Source organism: Seongchinamella sediminis, from assembly GCF_003457605.1.
In the GTDB taxonomy this organism is placed as follows: domain Bacteria; phylum Pseudomonadota; class Gammaproteobacteria; order Pseudomonadales; family Halieaceae; genus Halioglobus; species Halioglobus sediminis.
The window spans coordinates 76,387-99,581 of sequence record NZ_QRAN01000008.1; the positions used below are offsets into that span (position 1 = coordinate 76,387).

Genomic DNA, 23,195 nt, shown 5'->3' on the forward strand with positions numbered 1-23,195 from the left:
GATTACCTGGCGACAACCAGCTGGGAAATATCGGCAACTTCCAGAAACTGGTCGCGAAGTGCCTTCAACAGGTTGAGTCGGTTATTGCGCAGTGACTCGTCCTCGGCGTTGACCATGACGTCGTCGAAGAACTGGTCCACGGGTTCGCGCAGGCCCGCCAGGCAAGCCAGGGCCTGGCGGTACTCGCCCCTGGCGAGGTGCTGGTCGGCAAGCTCCGATAAGCTGCCGAGTTTATCCTGCAGGGCCTTCTCTGCGGGCTCTGCCAGTAAGTCGGCACTCACTCCACCAAATTCGTGGCCGGCGTCCAGCTTGCCCAGGATATTGGATACTCGCTTGTTGGCCGCCGCCAGGGCGGCGGCTTCGGGCAACTGGCTGAAGGCGTGTACCGCCAGCACCCGCTGCTGGATGTCCAGGGGGCGGCTGAGTCCCCGAGCGGCCACCGCGCGGAAAACCTCTACCGGGATGTTGTCTTCCTCGTACCAGGCGCGGAAGCGCTCGATCATGTACTCCAGTACCTGCCCGGTGGTGCCCTCGGCGAGCACCCCCTGGGGATACTGCCCCGCCGCCAGTGCCAGGCACTCGGCCAGGTCCAGGTCCAGTTCGTTCTCGACAATAATGCGCAGCACCGCCAGCGAGGCCCGGCGCAGCGCGAAGGGGTCCTTGGAGCCGGTGGGCGGCTGGCCGATGCCGAAAATGCCGACCAGGGTATCGAGCCGGTCCGCCAGGCCCAGGGCACAGGCGGTGCCGGATTCCGGCAGGCGGTCGCCGGCGAATCGGGGCCAGTACTGCTGGGCAATGGCGTCGGCCACTGCCCCATCCTCACCATCGTGACGGGCATAGTAGGCGCCGGCAATGCCCTGCATATCGGCAAACTCCAGCACCATCTCGGTGACCAGGTCAGTCTTGCTGAGCAGGGCGGCGCGTTGGGCCTGGTCGACGGGTGAGCCGATTTTTGCGGCCAGTTCGCCGGCCAGTGCCTGCACCCGGCGGGATTTATCCGCCACCGTGCCCAGCTTGTTCTGGAACACAATGCTTTCCAGTTTCTGTACCCGGCTCTCCAGGCTGGTCTTGCGATCTGTGTCGTAGAAGAAGGCCGCATCCGCCAGTCGCGGGCGAATCACCCGCTCGTTGCCGGCGATGACCTGTATTGGGTCACTGCTCTCGATATTGGCGAGGGTGATGAAGTTGGGCTTGAGCCTGTTGTCGTCATCCACCAGGTGAAAGTACTTCTGGTGTTCCTTCATCGACGACACCAGCGCCTCGGCGGGCACCTCGAGAAAACGCTCCTCGAAGGAGCCGGTCAGTGCGACCGGCCATTCCACCAGGCCGGTAACCTCGTCCAGCAGGTCCGGATCGATGACCGCCGTGGCCTGCAGTGCGCTGGCCTCCACCTCGACCTGGTCGCGGATCATCTGCTGCCGCTCATCGAAGCTGGCGACGACCCTGGCCGCTTTCAGCGCCTCCTCGTAGTCCTCGGGGCGCTGCAGGACGATGTCGCCGGCCGAGTGGAAGCGATGGCCGCGGGTGGTATTGCCGGTCGCCAGGCCGAGGATCTCGCCGTGGTCGGATTGCTCGCCGAGCATGGCCACCACCCAGTGCACGGGCCGCACGAACTCCACCCGGCTGGCGCCCCAACGCATGCGCTTGGGAATGGGCAGACCGGCGATGGATTCGTTAATAATGTCATTGAGGCAATCGGCGGTCGCGACCCCGGCCTCGGTCTTGCGCAGGCCCAGGCGAGCGCCCTTTGGCGTGTCGATCTCGACCAGCTCGTCGGCAGTTACGCCTTGCTTGCGGGCAAAGCCGGCGGCGGCGGGGGTCCAGTTGCCCTCGGCATCCCTGGCGCGATCTGCCGGTGGACCCAACAGCTCAACGTCCTGATCCGCCGCTTTCAGCTGTACGTCGGCGATCAGCACGGCCAGCCGGCGCGGTGTGGCGAACCACTGGACCTCGCCATGGCCCAGCTCGCGCTGCGCCAGACCCGCGACAATACCGTCGCGGAACGACAGGCCAAGGGACTTCAGTGCCCTGGGGGGCAGCTCTTCGGTGCCCAGTTCAACCAGCAGGGTATCGGTGTTCATGCTCGGTTTTCCTCCGCCTGGATGCGATCCAGCACTTCCTTGCGAATGCCCTCTTCCGCCAGCGGGAAACCCAGCGCGGCGCGAACGTCGAAGTAGGCCTGGGCAACAGCCCTGGCCAGGGTGCGTACCCGGAGAATGAAACGCTGCCGCTCGGTCACCGAGATGGCGTGGCGAGCGTCCAGCAGGTTAAAGGTGTGCGAGGCTTTCATTACCATCTCATAGGCGGGCAGCGGCAGGCCCTTTTCCACCAGGCGCAGCGCCTCTTTCTCGCAGTGGTCGAAGAACCCGAACAGCTGCTCCACGTCCGCCTCCTCGAAGTTATAGCGCGACATTTCCACCTCGTTCTGGTGGAACACGTCTCCGTAAGTCACCCGGCCGGCGGGGCCGTCGGCCCAGACCAGGTCGTAGATGCTGTCCACGCCCTGCAGGTACATGGCGATGCGCTCGATACCGTAGGTGATTTCACCGGTGACCGGGTAGCACTCCAGGCCACCCGCCTGCTGGAAGTAGGTAAACTGGGTTACCTCCATCCCGTTCAGCCAGACCTCCCAGCCCAGCCCCCAGGCGCCTAGCGTCGGCGATTCCCAGTTGTCCTCGACAAAACGCACGTCGTGGATGGCGGTATCGACCCCCAGCGCCTGCAGGGACTGCAGGTACAGTTCCTGAAATTCGGCGGGCGACGGTTTCATCACCACCTGGAACTGGTAGTAGTGCTGCAGGCGATTGGGGTTTTCGCCGTAGCGGCCATCAGTGGGACGGCGGCTGGGCTGCACGTAGGCGGCGTTCCAGCTCTCGGGGCCAACGGCCCGCAGGAAGGTGGCGGGATGGAAGGTACCGGCCCCCACTTCCATGTCCAGAGGCTGCAGTACAACACAGCCCTGATCTGCCCAGAACTGCTGTAATCTCAGGATAAGCTCCTGAAACGTAAGGAGTTTGTCTTGGTTATCTACCACCGTGGTGCCCGTGAGGTCGCTGCAAAGGGCGGGTATTATACAGGCTCTTTTGTCGGCATAATATGCGCTTTACCCGATTGTGAATTTCCCCCAATGAATGGCCTCAAGGCAGCAATCATCAAGCTGTTTCTACACAGTTGCGCGCTGCTGCCCCTGTCCTGGGCCAGGGCATTGGGGCGCGCTGCGGTGCAGCTGTACTGGCCCTTTGGCGGGCGCAGCCGCAAAGTGACCGAGCGCAATATCCAGCTCGCGTTCCCGGAGTTGTCCGCGCCGGAGCAGGCCAGCCTGGCCCGGCGCAGCCTCTGTGCCACCGGCGAGCTGGTGGCGGAGACCGGCCATGTCTGGCTGCACCCCTGGGAGGAGGTGCAGGGCCTGATCAAGTCGGTGGATGGCGCCGGGTTGATCAGCAGCGCCCAGGCCGAGGGCCGGGGGGTGATTGTACTCGCCCCGCATATTGGCAACTGGGAAATCGTCGGTCTCCACCTGGGCACCCTGGGCAGCACCGTTTCCCTTTATGAACCACCCAAACTGGCGGCCCTGGGACCGATGATACAGCGGGGCCGCCAGCGCAGCGGCGCTACCCTGGTGCCCACCGACAGCCGCGGCCTGGTAAAACTGCTGAAGAGCGTCAAGGGTGGCGGCATCTCCGGGATTCTGCCAGACCAGGCGCCCGCTGACTTGAACTCCGGCGAAAACGCCCCATTTATGGGTCATCCCTGTTTTACCCCGACGCTGGCCAGCAACATGATTCGCCGCACCGGGGCGCTGGCGGTATTCGGCCTGGCCGAGCGGATCGAGGGCGGCTTCGCGCTGCGCTACTTCCTCGCCGAGGATGGCATCTACGACGAGGACACCCAGGTATCGCTGGCGGCCATGAACCGCGGCGTTGAGGCCTGCGTGCGCAACTGTGTTGAACAGTACCAGTGGGAATACAAGCGCTTCCGGGTGCGCCCGAAGCTGGGCCCCGGCGTATACGACGACCTGTAGTCAGCAATCTTTCAATCCACCAGCCCTGCCCCGGCGGCAACAGACGGAATCTTATGTATTACGGAAAAATTATCGGTGGCGTGCTCGGCCTGCTGGTCCTGGGGCCGATAGGTCTCATCCTCGGCCTGTTCATCGGCCACCTGTTTGACAACGGTTTGCTGCAGACGCTGAAATTCGCCTCACCCCAGAACATCGCACGGATCAAGCAGAGCTTTTTCGAGACCACCTTCCTGCTCTCCGGTTATCTCGCCAAGGCGGATGGCCATATCTCACAACAGGAGATTGATCACACCGAGGCGGTTATTGCCCAGATGGGCCTCGATGGCGAGCAGCGCCAGCGCGCCATCGGCTTGTTCAAGCGCGGTTCGGCGGCGGATTTCCAGCCGGAGCCGGCGATCTCGGCGTTTATGGAAGCCTGTCGCGGGCAGCGCCAGCTGTGCCAGACCCTGCTGTTCTTCCTGATTTCCCTGGCCCTGGCGGACCACAGGATAGAGCCGGCGGAACAACACGCGCTGCAACGCCTGGCTACCCTGCTGCGTTTCACTCCGGCGCAGCTGCAGCAGATGTTGCGCATGGCCCAGGCGCAGGGGCATTTCCACGGGGCTTCCGGCTTCGAGGCGCAGCCGGGCACCAGCCTGGAGGATGCCTATGCCGCGTTGGGGGTGAGCTCAGACGTCGACGACAAGACTCTGAAGCGGGCCTATCGCAAGCTGATGAGCGAGAACCACCCGGACAAGCTGATCGCCCAGGGGGTTCCCGAGGACATGATCAAGCTGGCGACCGAGCGCTCGCAGGAGATCCAGGCGGCTTATGAGATGATCAAGAAGTCACGTTTTTAGGTTGGCCGCTGCTGGCCGGTCCTCGCTCAGTGTCTCGCTAAAGTTCAGAGTGTCCCATCCGGTAAGTCGCCCTCTTGTGCATCAAGAGGTGTGGCCGCTCCACGGAGTACCAACTGTAGCGTCAGTGTCAAATCCGCCAGAACATCGGCGTGAACAGCACCAGCAGGGTAAAGATCTCCAGCCGCCCGAGGAGCATGGTGAAGCAGAGAATGCCTTTGGCCACATCGCTGATGCCGGCGAAGTTGGCGGCGACCTCCCCCAGCCCGGGACCCAGGTTGTTGATGCAGGCGGCCACGGCGGAAAATGCGGTGGTGAAATCCAGGCCGGTGGCCATCAGCAACAGCATGATGATGATAAAAGACGTGGTGTAAACCGCGAAGAAGCTCCACACGGCGCTGACCACCGAGGCCTCTACCCGCCGGCGCCCGACCTTGAGCGGAATAATCGCCTGGGGGTGCACCAGCTGCTTCAGCTCGCGCACCCCCTGCTTGTAGATCAGCATCAGGCGCATGGCCTTCATGCCGCCGCCGGTGGAGCCCACGCAGCCGCCCATAAAGGAGAACATCAGCAGCATCACCGGCAGGAAGGACGGCCACTGGGCGAAATCCTGGGTGGCGAAGCCGGTGGTGGTGGTGATGGAAACCGCCTGGAAAATCCCGTGCACCAGGCCGTCGTCTGGCGTCAGGGTCTCGCTGATGATCAGGTAAGTACAGGTGATGGTAATGCAAATCAGCAGGACACTGGAGAAAAAGCGGGTTTCGGAATCCTTGCGGTAGGGGACGATACTGCCCCGGCGCCAGAAGATGAAGTGGAGGCCGAAATTGATGGCCGAGATGAACATGAACAGGCTGCAGATCAGCAGGATCACGTTGCTGTCGAAGTAGCCCATACTGGCATCATGGGTAGAGAAACCGCCGATGGCTACCGTCGACAGGGCGTGGGCGATGGCATCGAAGGCGGTCATGCCCGCCAGCCAGTAGGCCAGGGCGCAAACAACAGTCAGGGTCACATAGACCATGGCCAGCGCCTTGGCGGTCTCGGTGATGCGCGGGGTCAGCTTGCTGTCCTTGGAGGGTCCGGGCGTTTCCGCCTTGTACAGCTGCATGCCGCCGATGCCGAGCATCGGCAGTACCGCGACCGCCACCACGATGATGCCGATGCCGCCCAGCCACTGCAGCAGCTGCCGGTAAATCAGGATCGACGCCGGCAGTGAATCCAGGCCGACGATGACCGTGGCGCCGGTGGTGGTTAATCCGGAGATGGACTCGAACACCGCTTCCGTCGCACTCAGGTTGAGGCTTTCGGTGAGGGCGAAGGGCAGCGCCCCGAACAGCCCCAGTACCGTCCAGAACAGGGAGGTGATCAGGAAACCATCGCGGATACGCAGGTCGTGCCTGGCGTTCATTACCGGCACCCAGATTGCCAGGCCGGAGAAAAAAGTAATGCCCAGGGCATAGAGAAAGCCGTTGGCGGTATCGTCGTCGGTGACCAGTGCGGTCAGCAGGGGGACCAGCATGGTGCTGGAGAACAGCATCAACAGTATGCCCAGAATGCGCAGTGATACCGAGATATGCATGAACCGGCGGCCCTAGAAGAAGCCGAAGCCGACGGCGAACAATTTTTCCACCGCGCTGATTTTGCGCCGGTCCACCAGGAACAGGATAACGTGGTCGTCAGTCTCGACCACGATATGCTTGTGGGCGATCAACACCTCGTCGCCGCGTACCACGGCGCCGATGGTCACGCCTTCGGGGAGCTGGATTTCATCCAGCCGGCGGCCGACTACTTTCGAGGAGTAGGCGTCACCGTGGGCGGTGACTTCAATGGCCTCCGCCGCGCCCCGGCGCAGGGAGTGGACGTTGCTGATGTCGCCCTTGCGCACGTGGGTCAGCAGGCTGCCGATGGTGATCTGCTGGGGGGAAATAGCGATATCGATTTCGTCGCCGACCAGCTCTGCGTAGGCCGGGTTGGTAATCAGGGTAATCACCTTCTTGGCGCCCATGCGCTTGGCGAGCATGGACATCATGATGTTGGACTCGTCGTTGTTGGTGAGCGCGCAGAACACATCGCAGGCCTCGATGTTTTCCTGGGCCAGCAGTTGCGGCTCCGAGGCGCTGCCGTTGAGTACGATGGTGTGCTTTAGGCGCTCCGACAGCACCCGGCAGCGTTCGTAGGAGCGTTCGATTACCTTGACCTGGTACTTGTTCTCGATCGACAGCGCGAGGGTAGCGCCGATGTTGCCGCCGCCGGCAATCATCACCCGCTTGTAGGGTTTGTCCACCTTGCGCAACTCGGACATCACCGCGCGGATATTCTCCCGGGCGGCGATGAAGAACACCTCGTCGTCCGCTTCCACCACCGTGTCGCCCTGGGGCAGTATGGCCCGGTCGTGGCGGAAGATGGCCGCGACCCGGGTGTCGACCTTGGGCATGTGGGTGCGGATTTGCTGCAGCTCCTGGCCGACGATGGGCCCGCCATGGTAGGCGCGGACAGCCACCAGCTGGACGCGGCCGTCGGCGAAGTCCAGTACCTGCAACGCGCCCGGGTTGGCGATCAACTGGCGAATATTGTTGGTCACCAGCTGCTCGGGGCCGATGATCACGTCCACCGGTATGTGGTCGCGATTGAACAGCTGGTCCTGGTGGGCCAGGTAGTTGGGGGAGCGCACCCGGGAGATTTTGGTCGGGGTGTTGAACAGGGTATGGGCGACCTGGCAGGCCATCATGTTGATCTCGTCGGAATTGGTAACCGCGATCAGCATGTCGGCGTCTTCGGCGCCCGCCTTGTAGAGGCTGTTGGGATGGGAAGCGCCGCCAGTGACGATGCCGATATCCAGCCTGTCCTGCAGGGCCCGCAGCTTGCCGGCGTGGGTATCCACAACGGTAATGTCGTTCTGCTCGTTGGCCAGGTGCTCAGCGAGCGTACCGCCGACCTGGCCGGCGCCGAGGATGATGATTTTCATGGCATGCGGGTTCGGCTAAATATGCGGAAACAATAAAGAAATAGCCTCGACATTGTAAGGGCAAGCGCTGGGGAATTGTGCACAATTGGCGGCCCGGGTCTCAGGCTTTTGTCAGCAGGCTGTAAAACAGGCCGTCCGCACCCGTCGGGTCGGGTAATAACTGGCAGCCAGCGGCGGTGCGCACCCCCGGCGACTGCGGCAGCGGCGCCAGGCTGGCATCGGCTGTCGCCGCCAGGAACTGCTGCACAACGGCGGTATTTTCGCCATCCAGTAGTGAGCAGGTGGCGTACAGCAGGCGACCGCCGGGTTTGAGCAGCGGCCACAGCCCCGCCAGGATGGCCAGCTGCTGGCCGGCGAAGGCTGCGATATCTTCCTCCCGGCGCAGCAGCTTTACATCCGGGTGGCGGCGTATGACTCCGCTGGCGCTGCAGGGCGCATCCACCAGGATCCGGTCGAAGCTCGCCGCGGCCAGTTCCGCCGGTGGTCGGGCGGCGTCGCCGACCAGCACCGCGGCCTGTAGCTGCAGGCGCTGGAGGTTGTCCTCGACCCGGACCAGGCGCTCCGGGTCGACATCCATGGCCACCAGTTCGCCCAGCCCCGGCTGGCGCTCGAGAATGTGGCAGCTCTTGCCCCCCGGCGCGGCGCAGGCATCCAGGACCCGGTCACCGGCCTCTGCCGCCAGCAGCAGCGCGGCCAGTTGTGCCGCTTCGTCCTGCACGCTGACCAGGCCGTCCCCGAAGCCCGGCAGCTCGGCCACGTCCAGCGCTGCATCCAGGTAGATGGCGTCGGCGGAGATTGTGCCCGCCCTGGCCCCAATGCCCGCGCCGTCGAGCGCCTGCAGGTAGTGCTCGCGGCTACCCCGGGCGCTGTTTACCCGCAGGGTCATGGGCGGCTGGCTGTTGTTGGCCGCGATGATGGTCGACGCCTGCTCCGGCCACTGCCGGTGAATGGCCTCGTACAGCCAGCGCGGGTGCGCGGCCGCGGCAGCGCTGTCCAGCGTTGCCAGCAGCGACTCGCGCTCGCGCAGGAAGCGCCGCAGCACGGCATTGGCCAGGCCTTTTGCCCAGGGCTTTTTCAGCGCTCGGGTGGCGGCCACCGTGGCCGACACCGCCGCGTGATCGGGAATCCGGGTGTCCTCCAGCTGGTACAGGCCGCACAGTAACAGCCCGAGCACATCGCGGTCCTTGTCGCGCAGGGGTTTGGCCAGCAGTTGCTCGAGCAGGGACTGCAGGCGAGGCGCCTGCCGCAGGGTGCCGTAGCAAAGCTGTTGCAGCAGTCCCCGGTCCCGGGCACTGACCTGGTCCAGCGCAGCAGGCAGCAGCTGGTTGAGGGATTTTCCCGCCAGTACGCCAGCCAGCACGCCAGCCGCCGTGGCGCGGGTATCGCGGGCCATCAGCTGGCCACGTCGCTGGGGGAGAAACAGGCCCCGGCGGCGAACAGCTCGGCGCTGCCGTTCACTACCTCGGCGGCGCTGAGTGCTTTGCCGCCGGGGAGCTGCAGACGTTCTATGGCGAGCTGGCCGCTGCCGCAATTGACCAGGATGCCATCGCGATCGGCGCGCAGGATAGTGCCCGCGGTTTCCGGCAGCGGCGCGCTGCCGGCGGGACGGGCCTGCCAGATCTTGATGCGCTGGCCCTGCAGGTGGGTAAAGCAGATGGGAAAGGGATTGAAGGCGCGGATGCAGCGATCGAGTTCGATAGCCGGCCGCTGCCAGTCGAGTTCCGCCTCTGCCTTGCTGATCTTGCTGGCGTAGCTGGCCTGGCTATCGTCCTGGGTCGTGGCGCCGGCCTGGTAGCCGGGCAGGTCGGAGAGCACCTCGACCAGTAAGGGGGCTCCGATCCGGGCCAGCTCGTCATGCAGGCTGGCGGCGGTGGTATGGGCGCCGATCGCACAGCGCGCGGTGGCCAGCATGGCGCCGGTATCCAGGCCCGCATCCATTTGCATGATGGTGCTGCCGGTTTCCCGGTCGCCCGCCTCTATGGCCCGCTGGATCGGCGCGGCGCCGCGCCAGCGCGGCAGCAGTGAGGCGTGCACATTGAGGCAGCCCAGCCGTGGCGCGGCCAGTACTTCCGGCGGCAGGATCAGGCCGTAGGCCACCACCACCATGGCGTCGGCGCCCAGCGCCGCGAGCCTGGCCTGTTCATCGCGGTCGCGCAGGCTGGCGGGCTGGTACACCGGCACTCCGGCGGCCTCGGCTGTCTGCTTGACCGGGCTGGCCTGCAGTTTCTTGCCCCTCCCGGCGGGCCGATCGGGCTGGGTATATACAGCTATAAGTTGGTGCTCACTATCGATGAGCGCCCTCATATGTATGGCGGCAAACGCCGGCGTACCGGCGAATATGAGTTTCAGCGCGGCCACCGGTCAGGCTCTGCGGCGCTGGTCTTTCTCCAGCTTCTTGCGGATGCGGTTGCGCTTCAGCGGTGACAGGTAGTCCACGAACAGCTTGCCGTCGAGGTGATCGATCTCGTGTTGCAGGCAAATAGCCAGCAGGCCGTCGAGCTCGTCGGAAAAGATCTTGCCCTCGCGGTCCAGGGCGGTGACGGCGATGCGCCGGGGGCGATTGACGGTCTCGTAGTAGCCCGGTACTGACAGGCAGCCCTCGTCGTACTCGCCCAGTTCCTCGTCCAGGATGGTCACTTCGGGATTGATGAATACCAGGGGCTGGTTCTGTTCCTCGGACAAATCCATCACCAGGATGCGCTCGTGCACGTTCACCTGGGTAGCGGCCAGGCCGATACCCGGGGCGGCGTACATGGTCTCAAACATGTCGGCAATCAGTTCCCGGTGCCTGTCAGTCACCTCGCTCACGGGTGTGGCCACCGTGCGCAGGCGGGGATCGGGAAATTCCAGTATGTCCAGTACAGCCATGGGGAAAGTGCTCTTTTTGCGGATTTATACAGCCCGCCATGAGGTGCGGGAAAAGTAACATTTGGGCTTGCCAGCGGCATAACGCGGCAGCACACTGTAAACTATTATACTGCCTGGGGATCAGGGGTGCCCATAGTTGGCGCGCCTGGGCAGGGGATAACAGGGCCACGCAGGGACGAAAAAATGAAAACAAGGTCACTCTCGATCTGGCTGCTGCTCGTTTCGCTGATGTTCAGCGGATTGCTGCACGCGGCGGTGGAGTTGAACGACGATGTGCCGGAAACCTATATTGTCAAGAAAGGGGACACGCTCTGGGGCATATCCGGTATGTACCTGCGCGAACCCTGGCTGTGGCCGGAACTGTGGGACGTCAACCCGCAGATAGACAACCCCCACCTGATTTACCCCGGGGATGAGCTTTACCTGGTCTGGGTCGACGGGCAACCGCGCCTGCGCCTGCGCCGCGGCCGCGATGTGAAGCTGACGCCCAATATGCGGGTCCAGCCGCTGGACCTGGCCATACCCACCATCCCCCTGGATGAAATCGGCGCCTTCCTGTTGCGTCACCGCATTCTCGATGCCGAGGAGCTCAACAGCTCAGCCTATATCGTCGCCGCCGATCAGGGCGCGTTGATCAGCGCCCCCGGCGACCTGATTTTCGGCCGCGGTCCCTTCCCGGACGGTGAGCGCGCTTTCGGCATTTATCGTCCCGGTGAGACCTACCGGGACCCGCTGACCGAGGAACTGCTGGGTTACCAGGCCCAGGATATCGGCAACGCCAAGCTGCTGTCCTCCAGCCGCGACGAGGTCACCGAACTGGAAATAAACCGGGTCACTGAAGAAGTGCGCATCGCCGACCGCCTGCTGCCCCAGGAAGAGCGGGTCCTGGACGCCACCTTCCAGCCCCGGGCGCCAGAGGCGCAAATCGAGGACGGTTACATGATTGCCGTTGACGGTGGCGTCACCCAGATCGGCACCACCGACATCGTGGTATTGAACAAGGGCCTGCGCGATGGCCTGGAAGTGGGCCATGTCCTGGCCATTTACCAGACCGGTGAACTGGTGTTCGACAAGGTCGCGGAAGAGAACGTGCGCCTCCCGGACGTCCGTGCCGGACTGGCCATGGTGTTTGAGGTTTTTGACAAGGCCAGTTACGCCCTGGTGCTCAAGTCCAACCGCCCGCTGAAGGTGCTGGACAAGGTTAAAAACCCCTGAGGCATTGATTCAAGGGCGGCGCAGGGACGCGTCGCCCGGGGCTCCGGCCCCGCTACCACCAGCTGACATAACGTCAAGGATGATGTATGACTGTTGCCGACCGAGATCTGCGGGCCGCCCTCAAGGCGGCCGGCGCAGACGTCATATCGATTGCGGATTCCCGCTACCCGCCCCTTCTGAAGACGATTGCCGATCCGCCGCCACTGCTTTACGTGCGCGGTGACCCGGGCCTGCTGGCGAAACCGCAGCTGGCCATGGTGGGCGCCCGCCGGGCCACGGCCGCCGGCCTCAAGGCGGCGCAAACCCTGGCTGCGGCGGCGGTCCGGGCGGGCCTCGGGGTGACCAGTGGCCTGGCCCTGGGCATCGACGCGGCGGCACACCGCGGCGCGCTTGCGGCACAAGGCGCTACGGTGGCCGTGCTGGGAACAGGTATCGATAGCATCTACCCGGCCAGGCACCAGCAGCTGGGCGAGCAGATCGCCGCCGCGGGCTGCCTGGTGTCTGAGTTTCCGCCGGGCACCCTGCCCCTGCCCCACAACTTTCCCCGTCGCAATCGCATCATCAGCGGTCTTGCCCTGGGTGTGCTGGTGGTCGAGGCAGCGCTGCCCAGCGGTTCGCTGATCACCGCCAGCACGGCCACGGCCCAGGGGCGGGAAGTCTTTGCCCTGCCCTGGTCCATCGCCCACACCGGCGGTGCCGGCTGCCTGCGTCTGCTGCGCGACGGCGCCAAGATGGTGCTGTGCATGGACGACGTGCTGGAAGAGCTTGACTCCCTGTACCAGTTGCAGATGGATCTGCAACCGCGAGCTGCGGGCGACGCGAGAGAGGATGATGAAGCCGACCAGTCTGAATTGCTGGCCCTGCTGGGCTGCGAATCGGTTACCGTAGACGAACTGGTGGCTGCCAGCGGCCTTTCTGCGGCGGAGGTCATGAGCGGCCTGTCCGCTCTGGAACTGGCCGGTAAGGTAAGCCGTTGCCCCGGGGGCTACATGCGCAGTGGCTGACCCGCTTATCCCTTGCTAACTGTCGCGGGCTTGGTTAAATTTCGCGGTTTTCAGGGCAGCTGTCGTTACTGCCCCGGCAGCAGGAGATTCTGGTGAGCAACAACGACAGCGACACTTGCTGCATGGTCGCCCCCGCATCGATAACCGGGGGTCGCTGACTGTGCCCGCGCGGCCTTCACAACTGCGCCTGGCGGCGGCCCTTGCCGCTCTCGAAAACGAGGGGGTGGTGGCCTGCCCGACAGAAGCGGTCTGGGGCCTTTCCTGCGACCCTGATTCCGAGCGGGCGGTGTCCCGGTTGCTGGCCCTGAAGGACCGTCCTGTTGCCAAGGGCCTGATTCTGGTGGCCGCCAGTGAAAGCCAGCTCGCCTTCCTGCTCGCCGATTTGCCTGCTGCACAACTGGCCACGCTCAGGGCCAGCTGGCCCGGACCCAACACCTGGCTGGTGCCTCACCGCGGGCGGGTGCAGCCCTGGATACATGGCCGCTTTCCCAGTGTTGCGGTGCGAGTAAGTGCTCACCCCGTGGTGCGCGCCCTGTGTCAGGCCTTCGGTGGCCCGCTGGTGTCGACCTCGGCCAATCCGGCCGGCGCCCAGCCGCCGCGAGCGGGCTTCCAGGTGAGACGATACTTCGGCGCTGAACTCGACGGCATGCTGCCCGGCGAGGTCGGCGGCGCCAGCGGTCCCAGCCAGATCCGGGATCTCGCCAGCGGCGCTGTAATCAGGGCCTAGTGCCCGGGTCGTTTTTGTTCCCGGCAACGGGTGCGTATAATGCTCCCGCCCCGGCCCAAGGAAAGTAGAGAAATGCAAATTGAACAGGTCAAATCCTACCTCCTGAGCCTGCAGGACAGTATTTGTGCCGCCCTCGCTGAAGAAGATGGCGAGGCGGACTTTGTCACCGACGAGTGGCAGCGCCCCGAGGGCGGTGGTGGCCGCAGCCGGGTGCTGGCCGAGGGCGCGGTGTTTGAAAAGGCCGGGGTCAATTTCTCCCATGTCATGGGCGAAAACCTGCCCCCCTCCGCCAGCGCCTCGCGACCGGAGCTGGCCGGGCGCAGTTACCAGGCCATGGGCGTGTCCCTGGTAATTCACCCGCGCAACCCTTACGTGCCGACTTCCCACGCCAACGTACGCCTGTTTGTGGCGGAAAAGCCCGATGCGGAGCCGGTGTGGTGGTTCGGCGGCGGCTACGACCTGACCCCCTATTACGGCAACCGGGAAGACTGTGTTGCCTGGCACCGGGTGGCCCGCGATGCCTGTGAACCCTTCGGCGAGGACGTTTATCCCCGCTACAAGGCCTGGTGTGACGAGTATTTCCACCTGCGCCACCGGGGGGAACCCCGCGGCGTTGGCGGGCTGTTTTTCGACGATCTCAACGAGTGGGACTTTGACCGGTCCTTTGCCTTCATGCGCGCCGTGGGTGATTCCTTCCTTCCCGCCTACCGGCCAATTGTTGCCCGGCGCAAGCAGCAGCCCTACGGCGAGCGCGAACGCCAGTTCCAGCTCTACCGCCGGGGTCGCTATGTGGAATTCAACCTGGTGTTTGACCGCGGCACGCTGTTCGGCCTGCAGTCGGACGGGCGCACCGAGGCCATACTCATGTCCCTGCCGCCGCTGGTCCGCTGGGAGTACAACTACCAGCCGCAAGCGGGCAGCCCGGAAGCGGAACTGACCGACTATTACCTGCGGGACCGCGACTGGCTGGCCGAGGCCGGGGCCTGAGCAATGGCGGAACAGGACAAGTACGCCGTTTTCGGCAACCCGATCAAGCAGAGCAGGTCGCCGGTCATTCACGCTGCCTTTGCCCGCCAGTGCGGCGAGGCGATGCAGTATCGCGCGGTGCGGGTCGATACGGACAAATTCGCACGGGCGGCTGACCGCTTTTTCGCAGGTGGCGGTCGCGGCCTCAACGTCACGGTGCCCTTCAAGCAGGACGCTTTCCGGTACGCCGGTCGCCTCAGTGAACGAGCCCGTCGGGCCGGCGCGGTCAATACCCTCAAGCTGGCTGAGGATGGGGTCGTTGAGGGTGACAATACCGATGGCATCGGCCTGGTGCGGGATATGGTCGCCAACCTGGGCTGGGTCGTCCAGGGCCAGCGGGTGTTGATCGTGGGTGCCGGCGGTGCCGTCCGCGGGGTGCTTGAGCCCCTGCTGCGGGAGCGGCCGCGGGAGTTGCTGGTGGTCAACCGCACCGCCGAAAAGGCGGCGCAGCTGGCGGCGGAATTCGCCGACCTGGGCAGTATTGAGGGCGGTGGTATCGAATTGATTGGCGAGCGCCAGTTCGACCTGGTGATCAACGCCAGCAGCGCGGGTCTCAGTGGCGAAATGCCGGCACTGCCCAGCACCCTGCTCACCGAACGCAGCTGCTGTTACGACATGATATATGGCGCCGAGCCCACGCCGTTTATGCGCTGGGCGGCGCACCACGCCGCCTGGGCAGTGGCCGACGGGCTGGGGATGCTGGTGGAACAGGCTGCCCAGTCGTTTTATATCTGGCGTGGCCAGCGCCCGGAAACCCGGCCGGTCATCCACCAGGTCAGGCAGGTCATGGCAGCCGCCTGACGGCCCCTACCCGCCTTGCAGAGCCGCTATGTGCTGGTCCTTCAGCTGCACATAGTTGTTTGCGCTGTAGACGAAATAGTCCAGTTCCCCCTGGCTCAGTTGGCGCATCTCCCGCGCCGGACTGCCCCCGTACAGGTAACCGCTGCGCAGGGTTTTGCCCGGTGTCACCAGGGCGCCGGCGGCGATCACCACCTCGTTCTCCACCACCGCGCCGTCCATGACGATCGCGCCCATGCCAACCAGCACCCGGTCGCCGATGCTGCAGCCGTGCAGCACCGCGGCGTGGCCGACAGTGACATCGCAGCCGATGGCAAGTGGATAACCGTCGGGGTTGTAGGGGCCGGCGTGGGTGATATGCAGGACCGAGTTGTCCTGGATGCTGCTGCGCGCGCCGACGCTGATGCGGTGCATGTCGCCACGTATCGACACCTGGGGCCATATCGAGACGTCGTCCCCCAGGCTCACATCGCCGACGACCACGGCGCTGGGGTCAATCAGCACCCGTGCTCCCAATTGGGGCGTTTTGCCGTGGAAGCTGCGCAGGCTGGTGCCGTTGTGGTGTCCCATGATCTGTGTCTCCTGAAGGCTTGCGGGCTGTTACAATAGCCAGCTCTGAAGTCACTGGCCAGCCCCCATGAGCAACACAACCCACAGGCGTCGCTTTATCGCGGGAGCGGTCTGCCCCCGCTGCGGTGCCATGGACAAAATAGTCGTCGATATGGATACCGAGTGCCGGGAGTGCGTGGCCTGCGGTTTCTCCGAGCAGCGACCGACAGATAGCGGCGGGCCCGGGGAGTTACCCACCCGGGTCAGTCGCGCTGCCGCGCGCAGGGTGGAAACCCCGGCGGAAGCGGTCACCCTGGTCGACCCGCGGGCTGCTGACAAGCCAGACGGCGAGTAAGTCAGCGCTCCTGGCTGCCCAGTCTCAGCCTGATCTGCTGGTCGGTGCCGACCAGCGCGCTGGAGCAAATCAGTTCCCCCGGCGCCGGATCAATGCCGGGCAGGGCTTTCACTTTTTCCCAGACGTGTTCCCGCTCCAGCAGGTGCGAGGCGGTGAATTGCACCAGTTGCTCCAGCCGGGTCGCCAGTTCATCGCCCAGCAGGTAGTGAACGATCAGGTTGGCCTCGGTCATGTCCACCGGAAGCAGGGGCCGCTGCAGGTGGCGAATATGGTGATCGTTGACCTCTTCCAGCAAGCGGTGGGCCAGGAACGCCTCGTCCAGCAGGGCCTCCAGCCCCCCGTCTCCGGGCAGTATCTCCGGAGGCTGGAGAAAGTAGTCTTCCGCCAGGTGCAGGAAGGGGGCGGCGTAATCGAAGAACTGCAGGCGCTTGCTCACCGCGGTGACCAGGTTGATGCTGCCGGGCACACTGCGGGCGTAGCTCACGACAAAAGCCACCAGCGCGTCCAGTGGCGATTGCGCGGGCAACAGCAGTTTCTGCTGCAGTTCCGGCAGCCGCTGTTCCAGCAGCTGGCGAAATGCCCCTGTCTGTGCCTCCCGTTCGAGGGCGGCATCGATGTTGTGCTTGATTTCCGCTGTGGTCATGGGGCCACCCGGAGTGCGGTGCGCCAGAAGTACCCTACAGGCTAGTACAATCCCCCGGTTTCGCTAGCGGATAGTGTGAATGGGTCCTAGCCGGGGTTCGCCGCCAGCCAGCCGCCCTCCCGGCTCAGGCGGCGATAGCAGAAGAACAGGCTGGCTCCGCGGGCAAAATTGAAGCCCGCGAAGGCCAGCCACAGGCCGTGGTTACCGAGCCCGCTGAACAGGTACCACAGGGGCAGGTAAACCAGCGCCACGCTCAGCAGCATGCTGAGCATCATGTAGCGGGTCTCGGCGGCACCGATAAACACCCCGTCGAGCAGGTAGCTCGGTGCGGCCAGTAGCGGCAGCAGGATTAACCAGGGGTAGAACGTGCTCATGAGTTCCCGGATGGAATCCAGGTCGGTGAGGATGCTGATCAGCAAGGGCTGCAACAGTGCGAAGGCGAGGCTCAGCACCAGGCCCGTGGCCAGGGTCCACCGGGTGCAGCGGGCTACCGCGCGGCGGAAGCCGGCCAGGTCGCGGCCGCCCAGGCGTTGCCCGGCCATGCCTTCGGCGGCGAAGGCGAAGCCATCCATGCCGTAGCTGGCGAGCATCACCAGCTGCATGAGCAGGGTATTGGCGGCCAGCACCTCAGTGCCAAGGTTGTCACCCTGGGCGGTGAAAAAGGCCATGCTGAACAGCAGGCAGACGGTGCGCACAAACAGGTGGCGATTGTGCCTGAGCAGTTGTTGGTAAGCACTAACGTCCAGCAAACTGCCTTTAAATTCTGATATATCAAAGTCAGGCAGCTGTCTGTACACGGCGAACAGGGCGACCCCGCAACCGAGGTACTCGGCACAGACGGTGGCCAGGGCAGCGCCGTCACTGTTGAGCCCCAGGCCAATGACCAGGAGGAAGTCCAGGCCGATGTTGGTGAGGTTGGTGACCACCACAATCAGCATTGGCCAGCGGGTGTTCTGGCGGCCGATAAACCAGCCGACCGCGGTGTAGGTCACCAGCACCGCGGGGGCGCTGGCAATGCGTATGCCGGCGTAGGACTGGGCCAGGGCCAATAGCTCGGGGGCCGGGGACATCAGCGCCAGGCCGAGGGCAATCAGCGGTTGGTGCAGCAGGATAACCACTGCTGACAGCCCCAGGGCGAGAACCGCCGACCTGGCCAATACTAATATAGAACCGGCCTGGTCTCCCCTGCCCTCGGCGCGCGCCACCAGCCCGGTGGTGCCCATGCGCAGGAAACTGAAACCCCAGTACAGGAAGGACAGCAGTGCAGCGCCTACTGCTACCGCGCCGAGGTAGCTGCTGGTTCCCAGGTGCCCGAGAATGGCCGAGTCCACCAGCCCGAGCAGCGGGATGGAAATGTTGGACAGGATGGCGGGCCAGGCAATTCCCCATATTTTGTGGTCCAGCTGCCTGTTGCTTTCCATATCTTGATCCAGCTGTGCTTACCCGGGGCCCTGAACGCCTGCTGGCGCTGGCGTTGTGGCAATCCGGGGGGTAGTTATCGCTTTGGCTTTGCCGCTTACTGCGGTTATACTCCGGGCGTTTTGCCGGTGCGTCCAATTGTCGCACTATCGGTGAAAGTAAGTCAGCTGGTCACTCAAGCCCTGTCTTTTCGTCTCTGCCCCGGCCCCACGGGCGGGTCAGAAGCTGGTCGCTCGCACTGTCGGGTGAATCGGGACGGCAAGGGAATAACCAAGACCTGCTGGGGGGAACTAAAATGAGACGTAATAATGGAGTCACGGGAAATGTTTTCTGAAGCGAAGCGGCTGTTCAAGCTCGCGCTCGGTCCTGTGCTGATGCTGTTAAGCGCTACTGCCGTGGCTGCGGCAGGCGAGGTCAGCCAGATCAACATGTCGCCGGGGGTGACCGAAGTAGGCAGGCAGATTTACAGCCTGCATATGATCATCCTCTGGATCTGCACCATCATAGGTGTGGGGGTATTCGGGGTAATGTTCTATTCGATTTATGCCCACCGCAAATCCCGGGGCCATGAACCTGCCACTTTCCACGAGAGCACCAAGGTGGAAATTGCCTGGACAGTTGTTCCGTTCTTCATCCTGATCGGCATGGCGGTCCCCGCCACTTCAACCCTGTTGGAGGTCTACGACAACGACGATGCCGATATGGACGTTGTGGTGACCGGCTACCAGTGGAAGTGGAAATATGAGTACCTGAATGAAGATGGCGAGAACGTCAGCTTCTTTTCCAACCTGCGTACGCCCCAGAGTGAGATTTACAACAGCCAGAGCAAGGGCGAACACTACCTGCTGGAAGTGGACGAGCCGCTGGTCCTGCCCGCTGACACCAAGGTCCGCTTCCTGGTAACCGCCAACGACGTGATCCACTCCTGGTGGGTGCCGCAGCTGGCGGTCAAGAAAGACGCGATTCCCGGTTTCATCAACGAGGCCTGGACCCGTACCGATGTGGAAGGGGTTTACCGTGGCCAGTGCGCCGAGCTGTGCGGCAAGGATCACGGCTTCATGCCTATCGTGGTCAATGTGGTGAGCCAGGAGGAGTACCAGCAGTGGCTGGGCGACAAGCAGGCCGAGGCGGCGGAAATCAAGCAGCTGATGGCCCAGACCTTCACCATGGACGAACTGATGGAGCGCGGCAAGGCGGTCTATGAGCGCAATTGCCTGGCCTGCCACGGCGCCGCGGGTGAAGGCGGCGTGGGTACTGCCATCGCCGGCAGTGCCATCGCCACCGGTGAGCTCGGCGGCCACCTCGATATCGGCATTAACGGCGTGCCCGGCACTGCCATGCAGGCCTTTGGCGGCCAGCTGAACGATGTCGACATGGCGGCGGTCATCACCTACCAGCGCAACGCATTCGGCAACAACATGGGCGACATGGTTCAGCCCATTGACGTCTTCAACCACAAGAAAGGCTAATCGGAGGAGTTAACGATGGGAGATCATCATCACGGCCCTGCGAAGGGCATCAGCCGGTGGCTTTTCACCACCAATCACAAAGATATCGGAACCATGTACCTGTGGTTCGCGTTTGCAATGTTCATCCTGGGTGGCTTCTTTGCCATGGTTATTCGCGCCGAGCTGTTCCAGCCCGGAATGCAGCTGGTAGAGCCCGCCTTTTTCAACCAGATGACCACCCTGCACGGACTGGTCATGGTGTTCGGGGCGATTATGCCCTCTTTCGTTGGCCTGGCTAACTGGATGATCCCGATGATGATCGGGGCGCCGGACATGGCCCTGCCGAGGATGAATAACTGGAGCTTCTGGATCCTGCCGCCGACGTTCCTGCTGCTGGCATCCACCCTGTTCATGGAAGGCGGCGCGCCGGCCTTTGGCTGGACGTTCTACGCGCCCCTGTCCACGACCTACGCACCGCCATCGGTCACTTTCTTCATCTTCTCGATACACGTACTGGGTCTGTCGTCCATTATGGGTTCCATCAACATTATCGCCACGGTAATGAACATGCGCGCCCCGGGCATGACCTACATGAAGATGCCGCTGTTTGTCTGGACCTGGCTGATTACCGCCTTCCTGCTGGTCGCGGTGATGCCGGTACTGGCCGGCGCGGTGACCATGATGCTGATGGACATTCACTTCGGCACCAGCTTCTTCTCCGCCGCGGGCGGTGGCGATCCGGTGCTGTTCCAGCACGTGTTCTGGTTCTTCGGCCACCCCGAGGTCTACATCATCATCCTGCCCGCCTTCGGTGTGGTATCCCAGATCATCCCGGCGTTCTCCCGCAAGCCGCTGTTCGGCTACGATTCCATGGTTTACGCCACCGCGTCCATCGCCTTCCTGTCATTCATCGTGTGGGCCCACCACATGTATACCGTCGGTATGCCGGTGGCCGGTGAGCTGTTTTTCATGTATGCCACCATGCTGATTGCGGTACCCACCGGGGTGAAGGTGTTTAACTGGATTTCCACCATGTGGCGCGGTGCCCTGAGCTTTGAAACCCCCATGCTGTTCTGCCTGGGCTTTCTGGTGCTGTTCACTATCGGCGGTTTCACCGGTCTGATGCTGTCCATCGCGCCTGCTGACTTCCAGTACCACGATTCCTACTTCGTGGTCGCCCACTTCCACTACGTGATGGTGGCTGGCGCGGTATTCTCCATGACCGCCGCGGTGTACTACTGGCTGCCCAAGTGGTGCGGCAGGATGTACAACGAGACCATGGGCAAGACCCACTTCTGGATCTCCTTCATCGGTTTCAACGTGACCTTCTTCCCGCAGCACTTTGTGGGCCTGGCGGGAATGCCCCGGCGTATCCCTGATTACGCGTTGCAGTTTGCCGACTTCAACATGATGTCGTCCATAGGCGCGTTCATTTACGGTGCCTCGCAGATCCTGTTCCTGTACAACGTGATCGCGACCATTGTTGCCGGCAAGCCGACTTCCGAGGAAAAAGTCTGGGACGGCGCCGAGGGTCTCGAGTGGACGGTACCGACGCCGGCGCCCTACCACACCTTCGAGACGCCGCCGAAGATCGATCCGGCTCACGCCCACTCCTGAGGCAGCGCTGAAGCATGTTTCGACTAAGCGCCAACCCTGCCATCGATACCGTCATCAAGCTGGTGGCGGTAGCGGTGTGCATGTTCGCCTTTGTGTTCGTGGTAATGGTCCCGCTCTACAACGTCCTCTGCGATGCTCTCGGTATCAACGGCAAGACCTCCGGTGAGGCCTATACTGCGGTCGAGGCGCGCGTGGACGAGAGCCGCACGATTACGGTCCAGTTCATGGCGACCAACAATGAGGCCATGCCCTGGGAGTTTGGTCCCAGCGTGACTGCCATGAAGGTGCACCCCGGTGCGGTTAACGACACGGTGTTCCATGCCCGCAACCCCCTGCCCCAGGCAATGGTTGCCCAGGCGGTACCCAGTGTCTCCCCGGCCCGGGCTGCCGAGTATTTCCACAAGACCGAGTGCTTCTGTTTCAACCACCAGCCGCTGGACGGTGACAGCGCCACGGAAATGCCCCTGCAGTTCATTGTCGACCAGGACCTGCCCCGGGATATCCGGACGATCACCCTGTCCTACACGATTTTTGATGTAACAGATATGGCGGGCGGCCCGGTAGCCGCTCGCTGAGGCGCAGGTTGGGGAACCTGCGAAACAACGGAGAAATAAAATGAGTAATCCGACTTCTACTGAGTACGAAAAGTATTACGTACCCGAGAAGAGCAAGATGGCAGTGATGGCCACCATCGGCCTTATCCTGTCAATCTACGGTGCCGCCAGCATCATGAACGACATGACCTTTGGCGATCCCAATGAGACTACCAGTTCCTGGTCGATTTTTCTGTTTGGCCTGTTTTTCTTCCTGGCCACCCTCTTCGCCTGGTTCCGTCAGGCGATCAAGGAGAATATTGCGGGCATGAACAGTGCCCAGCTGAAGAAATCCTACGTGCTGGGCATGTTCTGGTTTATCTTCTCGGAAGTCATGTTCTTCTTTGCCTTCTTCGGCGCCCTGTTCTACGTCCGTACCCTGGTGGGCCCCTGGCTGGCCGGCGAAGGCGATGGTGGACGTATGAACGGCCTGCTCTGGGAAGGGTTTGAATACAGCTGGCCAATGGCTTTGACGCCCCAGGAGGCTGTCGGCGGCGCAGCCAGCCAGCCCATCGCCAATAACGGCTCCTTCACCAGTGCCGAGACGACCATGGCATTTTCCGAGGCCGCGGCCTGGTACAAGTGGTTGCCTCTGTGGAACACCATTATCCTGCTCAGCTCGAGCTTCACCTGCCACATTGCCCACATGGGCATCCTCGATGGCAACAAGAAGAAGTTCAATTTGTGGCTGGGCATTACCGTCGCGCTGGGGGTGATCTTCCTGTGCGTACAGTTCTATGAGTACTATGAAGCCTATGCCCACTTCGGTCTGACCCTGAATTCAGGTATTTACGGCTCCACCTTCTTCATGTTGACCGGCTTCCACGGCTTCCACGTGTTCATGGGGATGACCATGCTGGCGATCCAGCTGATGCGCAGCCTGAAGGGCCACTTCACCGCCGATGATCACTTCGGCTTTGAGGCCTCCAGCTGGTACTGGCACTTTGTGGACGTGGTGTGGGTGTTCCTGTTCCTGTTTGTGTATATTTTGTAGCCAGGACCGTCATCCCGGCGCATGCCGGGATCCAGACCAAGAATGACACTGGGCCCCCGCTTCCGCGGGGGCGACTATTTCGGGGCTGGTAAAAAGCAGTTTCGGGGCCAGTGAAAA

Annotated in this window: 22 protein-coding genes; 12 read left to right on the forward strand and 10 right to left on the reverse strand. The window is 63.2% G+C overall.

What is annotated here, in order from left to right:
- Positions 1–2 precede the first annotated feature (2 nt).
- The gene (glyS, locus tag DWB85_RS09085; RefSeq protein WP_117953906.1) at positions 3–2,081 is read right to left on the reverse strand and encodes a glycine--tRNA ligase subunit beta; all 2,079 of its coding nucleotides are present in this window, start codon (positions 2,079–2,081) and stop codon (positions 3–5) included.
- Positions 2,078–3,034 (reverse strand): glycine--tRNA ligase subunit alpha, encoded by a 957-nt coding sequence (gene glyQ / locus DWB85_RS09090; RefSeq protein WP_117953907.1) that lies wholly within the window; start codon positions 3,032–3,034, stop codon positions 2,078–2,080. Before glyQ ends, glyS begins: the two co-directional genes overlap by 4 nt.
- A 93-nt stretch (positions 3,035–3,127) precedes the next feature.
- On the opposite strand from glyQ, the gene DWB85_RS09095 reads away from it, so the two are divergent.
- Positions 3,128–4,021, forward strand: coding sequence for a lysophospholipid acyltransferase family protein (locus tag DWB85_RS09095; protein WP_117953908.1), 894 nt, complete (start codon positions 3,128–3,130; stop codon positions 4,019–4,021).
- Positions 4,022–4,074: 53 nt separating this feature from the next.
- Positions 4,075–4,860, forward strand: a complete 786-nt coding sequence (djlA, locus tag DWB85_RS09100; RefSeq protein ID WP_117953909.1) for a co-chaperone DjlA — start codon at positions 4,075–4,077, stop codon at positions 4,858–4,860.
- Positions 4,861–4,987: 127 nt separating this feature from the next.
- On the opposite strand, the gene DWB85_RS09105 is transcribed toward djlA, so the two are convergent.
- The 5 genes from DWB85_RS09105 to def form a co-directional block, all read right to left on the reverse strand.
- Complete coding sequence (locus tag DWB85_RS09105) at positions 4,988–6,436, reverse strand: TrkH family potassium uptake protein (protein ID WP_117953910.1); 1,449 nt, start codon at positions 6,434–6,436, stop codon at positions 4,988–4,990.
- Between the two features lie 12 nt (positions 6,437–6,448).
- Positions 6,449–7,822, reverse strand: coding sequence for a Trk system potassium transporter TrkA (gene trkA, locus DWB85_RS09110; protein WP_117953911.1), 1,374 nt, complete (start codon positions 7,820–7,822; stop codon positions 6,449–6,451).
- A gap of 100 nt (positions 7,823–7,922) precedes the next feature.
- On the reverse strand, positions 7,923–9,215 hold the full coding sequence (gene rsmB, locus DWB85_RS09115) for a 16S rRNA (cytosine(967)-C(5))-methyltransferase RsmB (protein ID WP_117953912.1): 1,293 nt from the start codon (positions 9,213–9,215) through the stop codon (positions 7,923–7,925).
- Positions 9,215–10,180 (reverse strand): methionyl-tRNA formyltransferase, encoded by a 966-nt coding sequence (gene fmt / locus DWB85_RS09120; protein ID WP_117953913.1) that lies wholly within the window; start codon positions 10,178–10,180, stop codon positions 9,215–9,217. The genes rsmB and fmt overlap by 1 nt, the downstream gene beginning before the upstream one ends.
- Before the next feature lie 3 nt (positions 10,181–10,183).
- Entirely contained in the window at positions 10,184–10,690 is a 507-nt protein-coding gene (def, locus tag DWB85_RS09125) for a peptide deformylase (protein ID WP_117953914.1), read from the reverse strand.
- A 183-nt stretch (positions 10,691–10,873) separates the two neighbouring features.
- Here def and DWB85_RS09130 point away from each other — a divergent pair, with 183 nt between their 5' ends.
- The 5 genes from DWB85_RS09130 (at position 10,874) to aroE (ending at position 15,463) form a co-directional block, all read left to right on the forward strand.
- Positions 10,874–11,905: a LysM peptidoglycan-binding domain-containing protein gene (locus DWB85_RS09130; protein WP_117953915.1), complete on the forward strand. Its 1,032-nt coding sequence runs from the start codon at positions 10,874–10,876 to the stop codon at positions 11,903–11,905.
- Positions 11,906–11,991: 86 nt separating this feature from the next.
- A complete protein-coding gene (gene dprA / locus DWB85_RS09135; protein WP_117953916.1) occupies positions 11,992–12,909 on the forward strand; it encodes a DNA-processing protein DprA in 918 nt (305 codons plus the stop codon).
- A gap of 160 nt (positions 12,910–13,069) precedes the next feature.
- Positions 13,070–13,636: an L-threonylcarbamoyladenylate synthase type 1 TsaC gene (gene tsaC, locus DWB85_RS09140; protein ID WP_117954032.1), complete on the forward strand. Its 567-nt coding sequence runs from the start codon at positions 13,070–13,072 to the stop codon at positions 13,634–13,636.
- Between the two features lie 72 nt (positions 13,637–13,708).
- Complete coding sequence (hemF, locus tag DWB85_RS09145) at positions 13,709–14,623, forward strand: oxygen-dependent coproporphyrinogen oxidase (RefSeq protein ID WP_117953917.1); 915 nt, start codon at positions 13,709–13,711, stop codon at positions 14,621–14,623.
- A 3-nt stretch (positions 14,624–14,626) separates the two neighbouring features.
- Positions 14,627–15,463, forward strand: a complete 837-nt coding sequence (gene aroE / locus DWB85_RS09150; protein ID WP_117953918.1) for a shikimate dehydrogenase — start codon at positions 14,627–14,629, stop codon at positions 15,461–15,463.
- A 6-nt stretch (positions 15,464–15,469) separates the two neighbouring features.
- Here aroE and DWB85_RS09155 read toward each other — a convergent pair whose 3' ends face one another.
- A complete protein-coding gene (locus DWB85_RS09155; RefSeq protein WP_117953919.1) occupies positions 15,470–16,030 on the reverse strand; it encodes a gamma carbonic anhydrase family protein in 561 nt (186 codons plus the stop codon).
- A gap of 67 nt (positions 16,031–16,097) precedes the next feature.
- On the opposite strand from DWB85_RS09155, the gene DWB85_RS09160 reads away from it, so the two are divergent.
- Positions 16,098–16,364: a YheV family putative zinc ribbon protein gene (locus tag DWB85_RS09160; RefSeq protein WP_117953920.1), complete on the forward strand. Its 267-nt coding sequence runs from the start codon at positions 16,098–16,100 to the stop codon at positions 16,362–16,364.
- A 1-nt stretch (position 16,365) separates the two neighbouring features.
- Here DWB85_RS09160 and DWB85_RS09165 read toward each other — a convergent pair whose 3' ends face one another.
- A complete protein-coding gene (locus DWB85_RS09165; protein ID WP_117953921.1) occupies positions 16,366–17,007 on the reverse strand; it encodes a hypothetical protein in 642 nt (213 codons plus the stop codon).
- An 86-nt stretch (positions 17,008–17,093) separates the two neighbouring features.
- Positions 17,094–18,428, reverse strand: a complete 1,335-nt coding sequence (locus DWB85_RS09170) for an MATE family efflux transporter (RefSeq protein ID WP_117953922.1) — start codon at positions 18,426–18,428, stop codon at positions 17,094–17,096.
- A 321-nt stretch (positions 18,429–18,749) separates the two neighbouring features.
- Between DWB85_RS09170 and coxB the strand changes: the two genes are divergently transcribed.
- Genes coxB through DWB85_RS09190 form a run of 4 tightly spaced genes read left to right on the forward strand, consistent with a single transcriptional unit; the run spans position 18,750 to position 23,078 of the window.
- Positions 18,750–19,895, forward strand: coding sequence for a cytochrome c oxidase subunit II (gene coxB / locus DWB85_RS09175; RefSeq protein WP_162846068.1), 1,146 nt, complete (start codon positions 18,750–18,752; stop codon positions 19,893–19,895).
- A gap of 15 nt (positions 19,896–19,910) precedes the next feature.
- Positions 19,911–21,491, forward strand: a complete 1,581-nt coding sequence (ctaD, locus tag DWB85_RS09180) for a cytochrome c oxidase subunit I (RefSeq protein WP_117953923.1) — start codon at positions 19,911–19,913, stop codon at positions 21,489–21,491.
- Between the two features lie 14 nt (positions 21,492–21,505).
- On the forward strand, positions 21,506–22,066 hold the full coding sequence (locus DWB85_RS09185) for a cytochrome c oxidase assembly protein (protein ID WP_117953924.1): 561 nt from the start codon (positions 21,506–21,508) through the stop codon (positions 22,064–22,066).
- A gap of 40 nt (positions 22,067–22,106) precedes the next feature.
- Positions 22,107–23,078: a cytochrome c oxidase subunit 3 gene (locus DWB85_RS09190; protein ID WP_117953925.1), complete on the forward strand. Its 972-nt coding sequence runs from the start codon at positions 22,107–22,109 to the stop codon at positions 23,076–23,078.
- Positions 23,079–23,195: the final 117 nt, after the last annotated feature.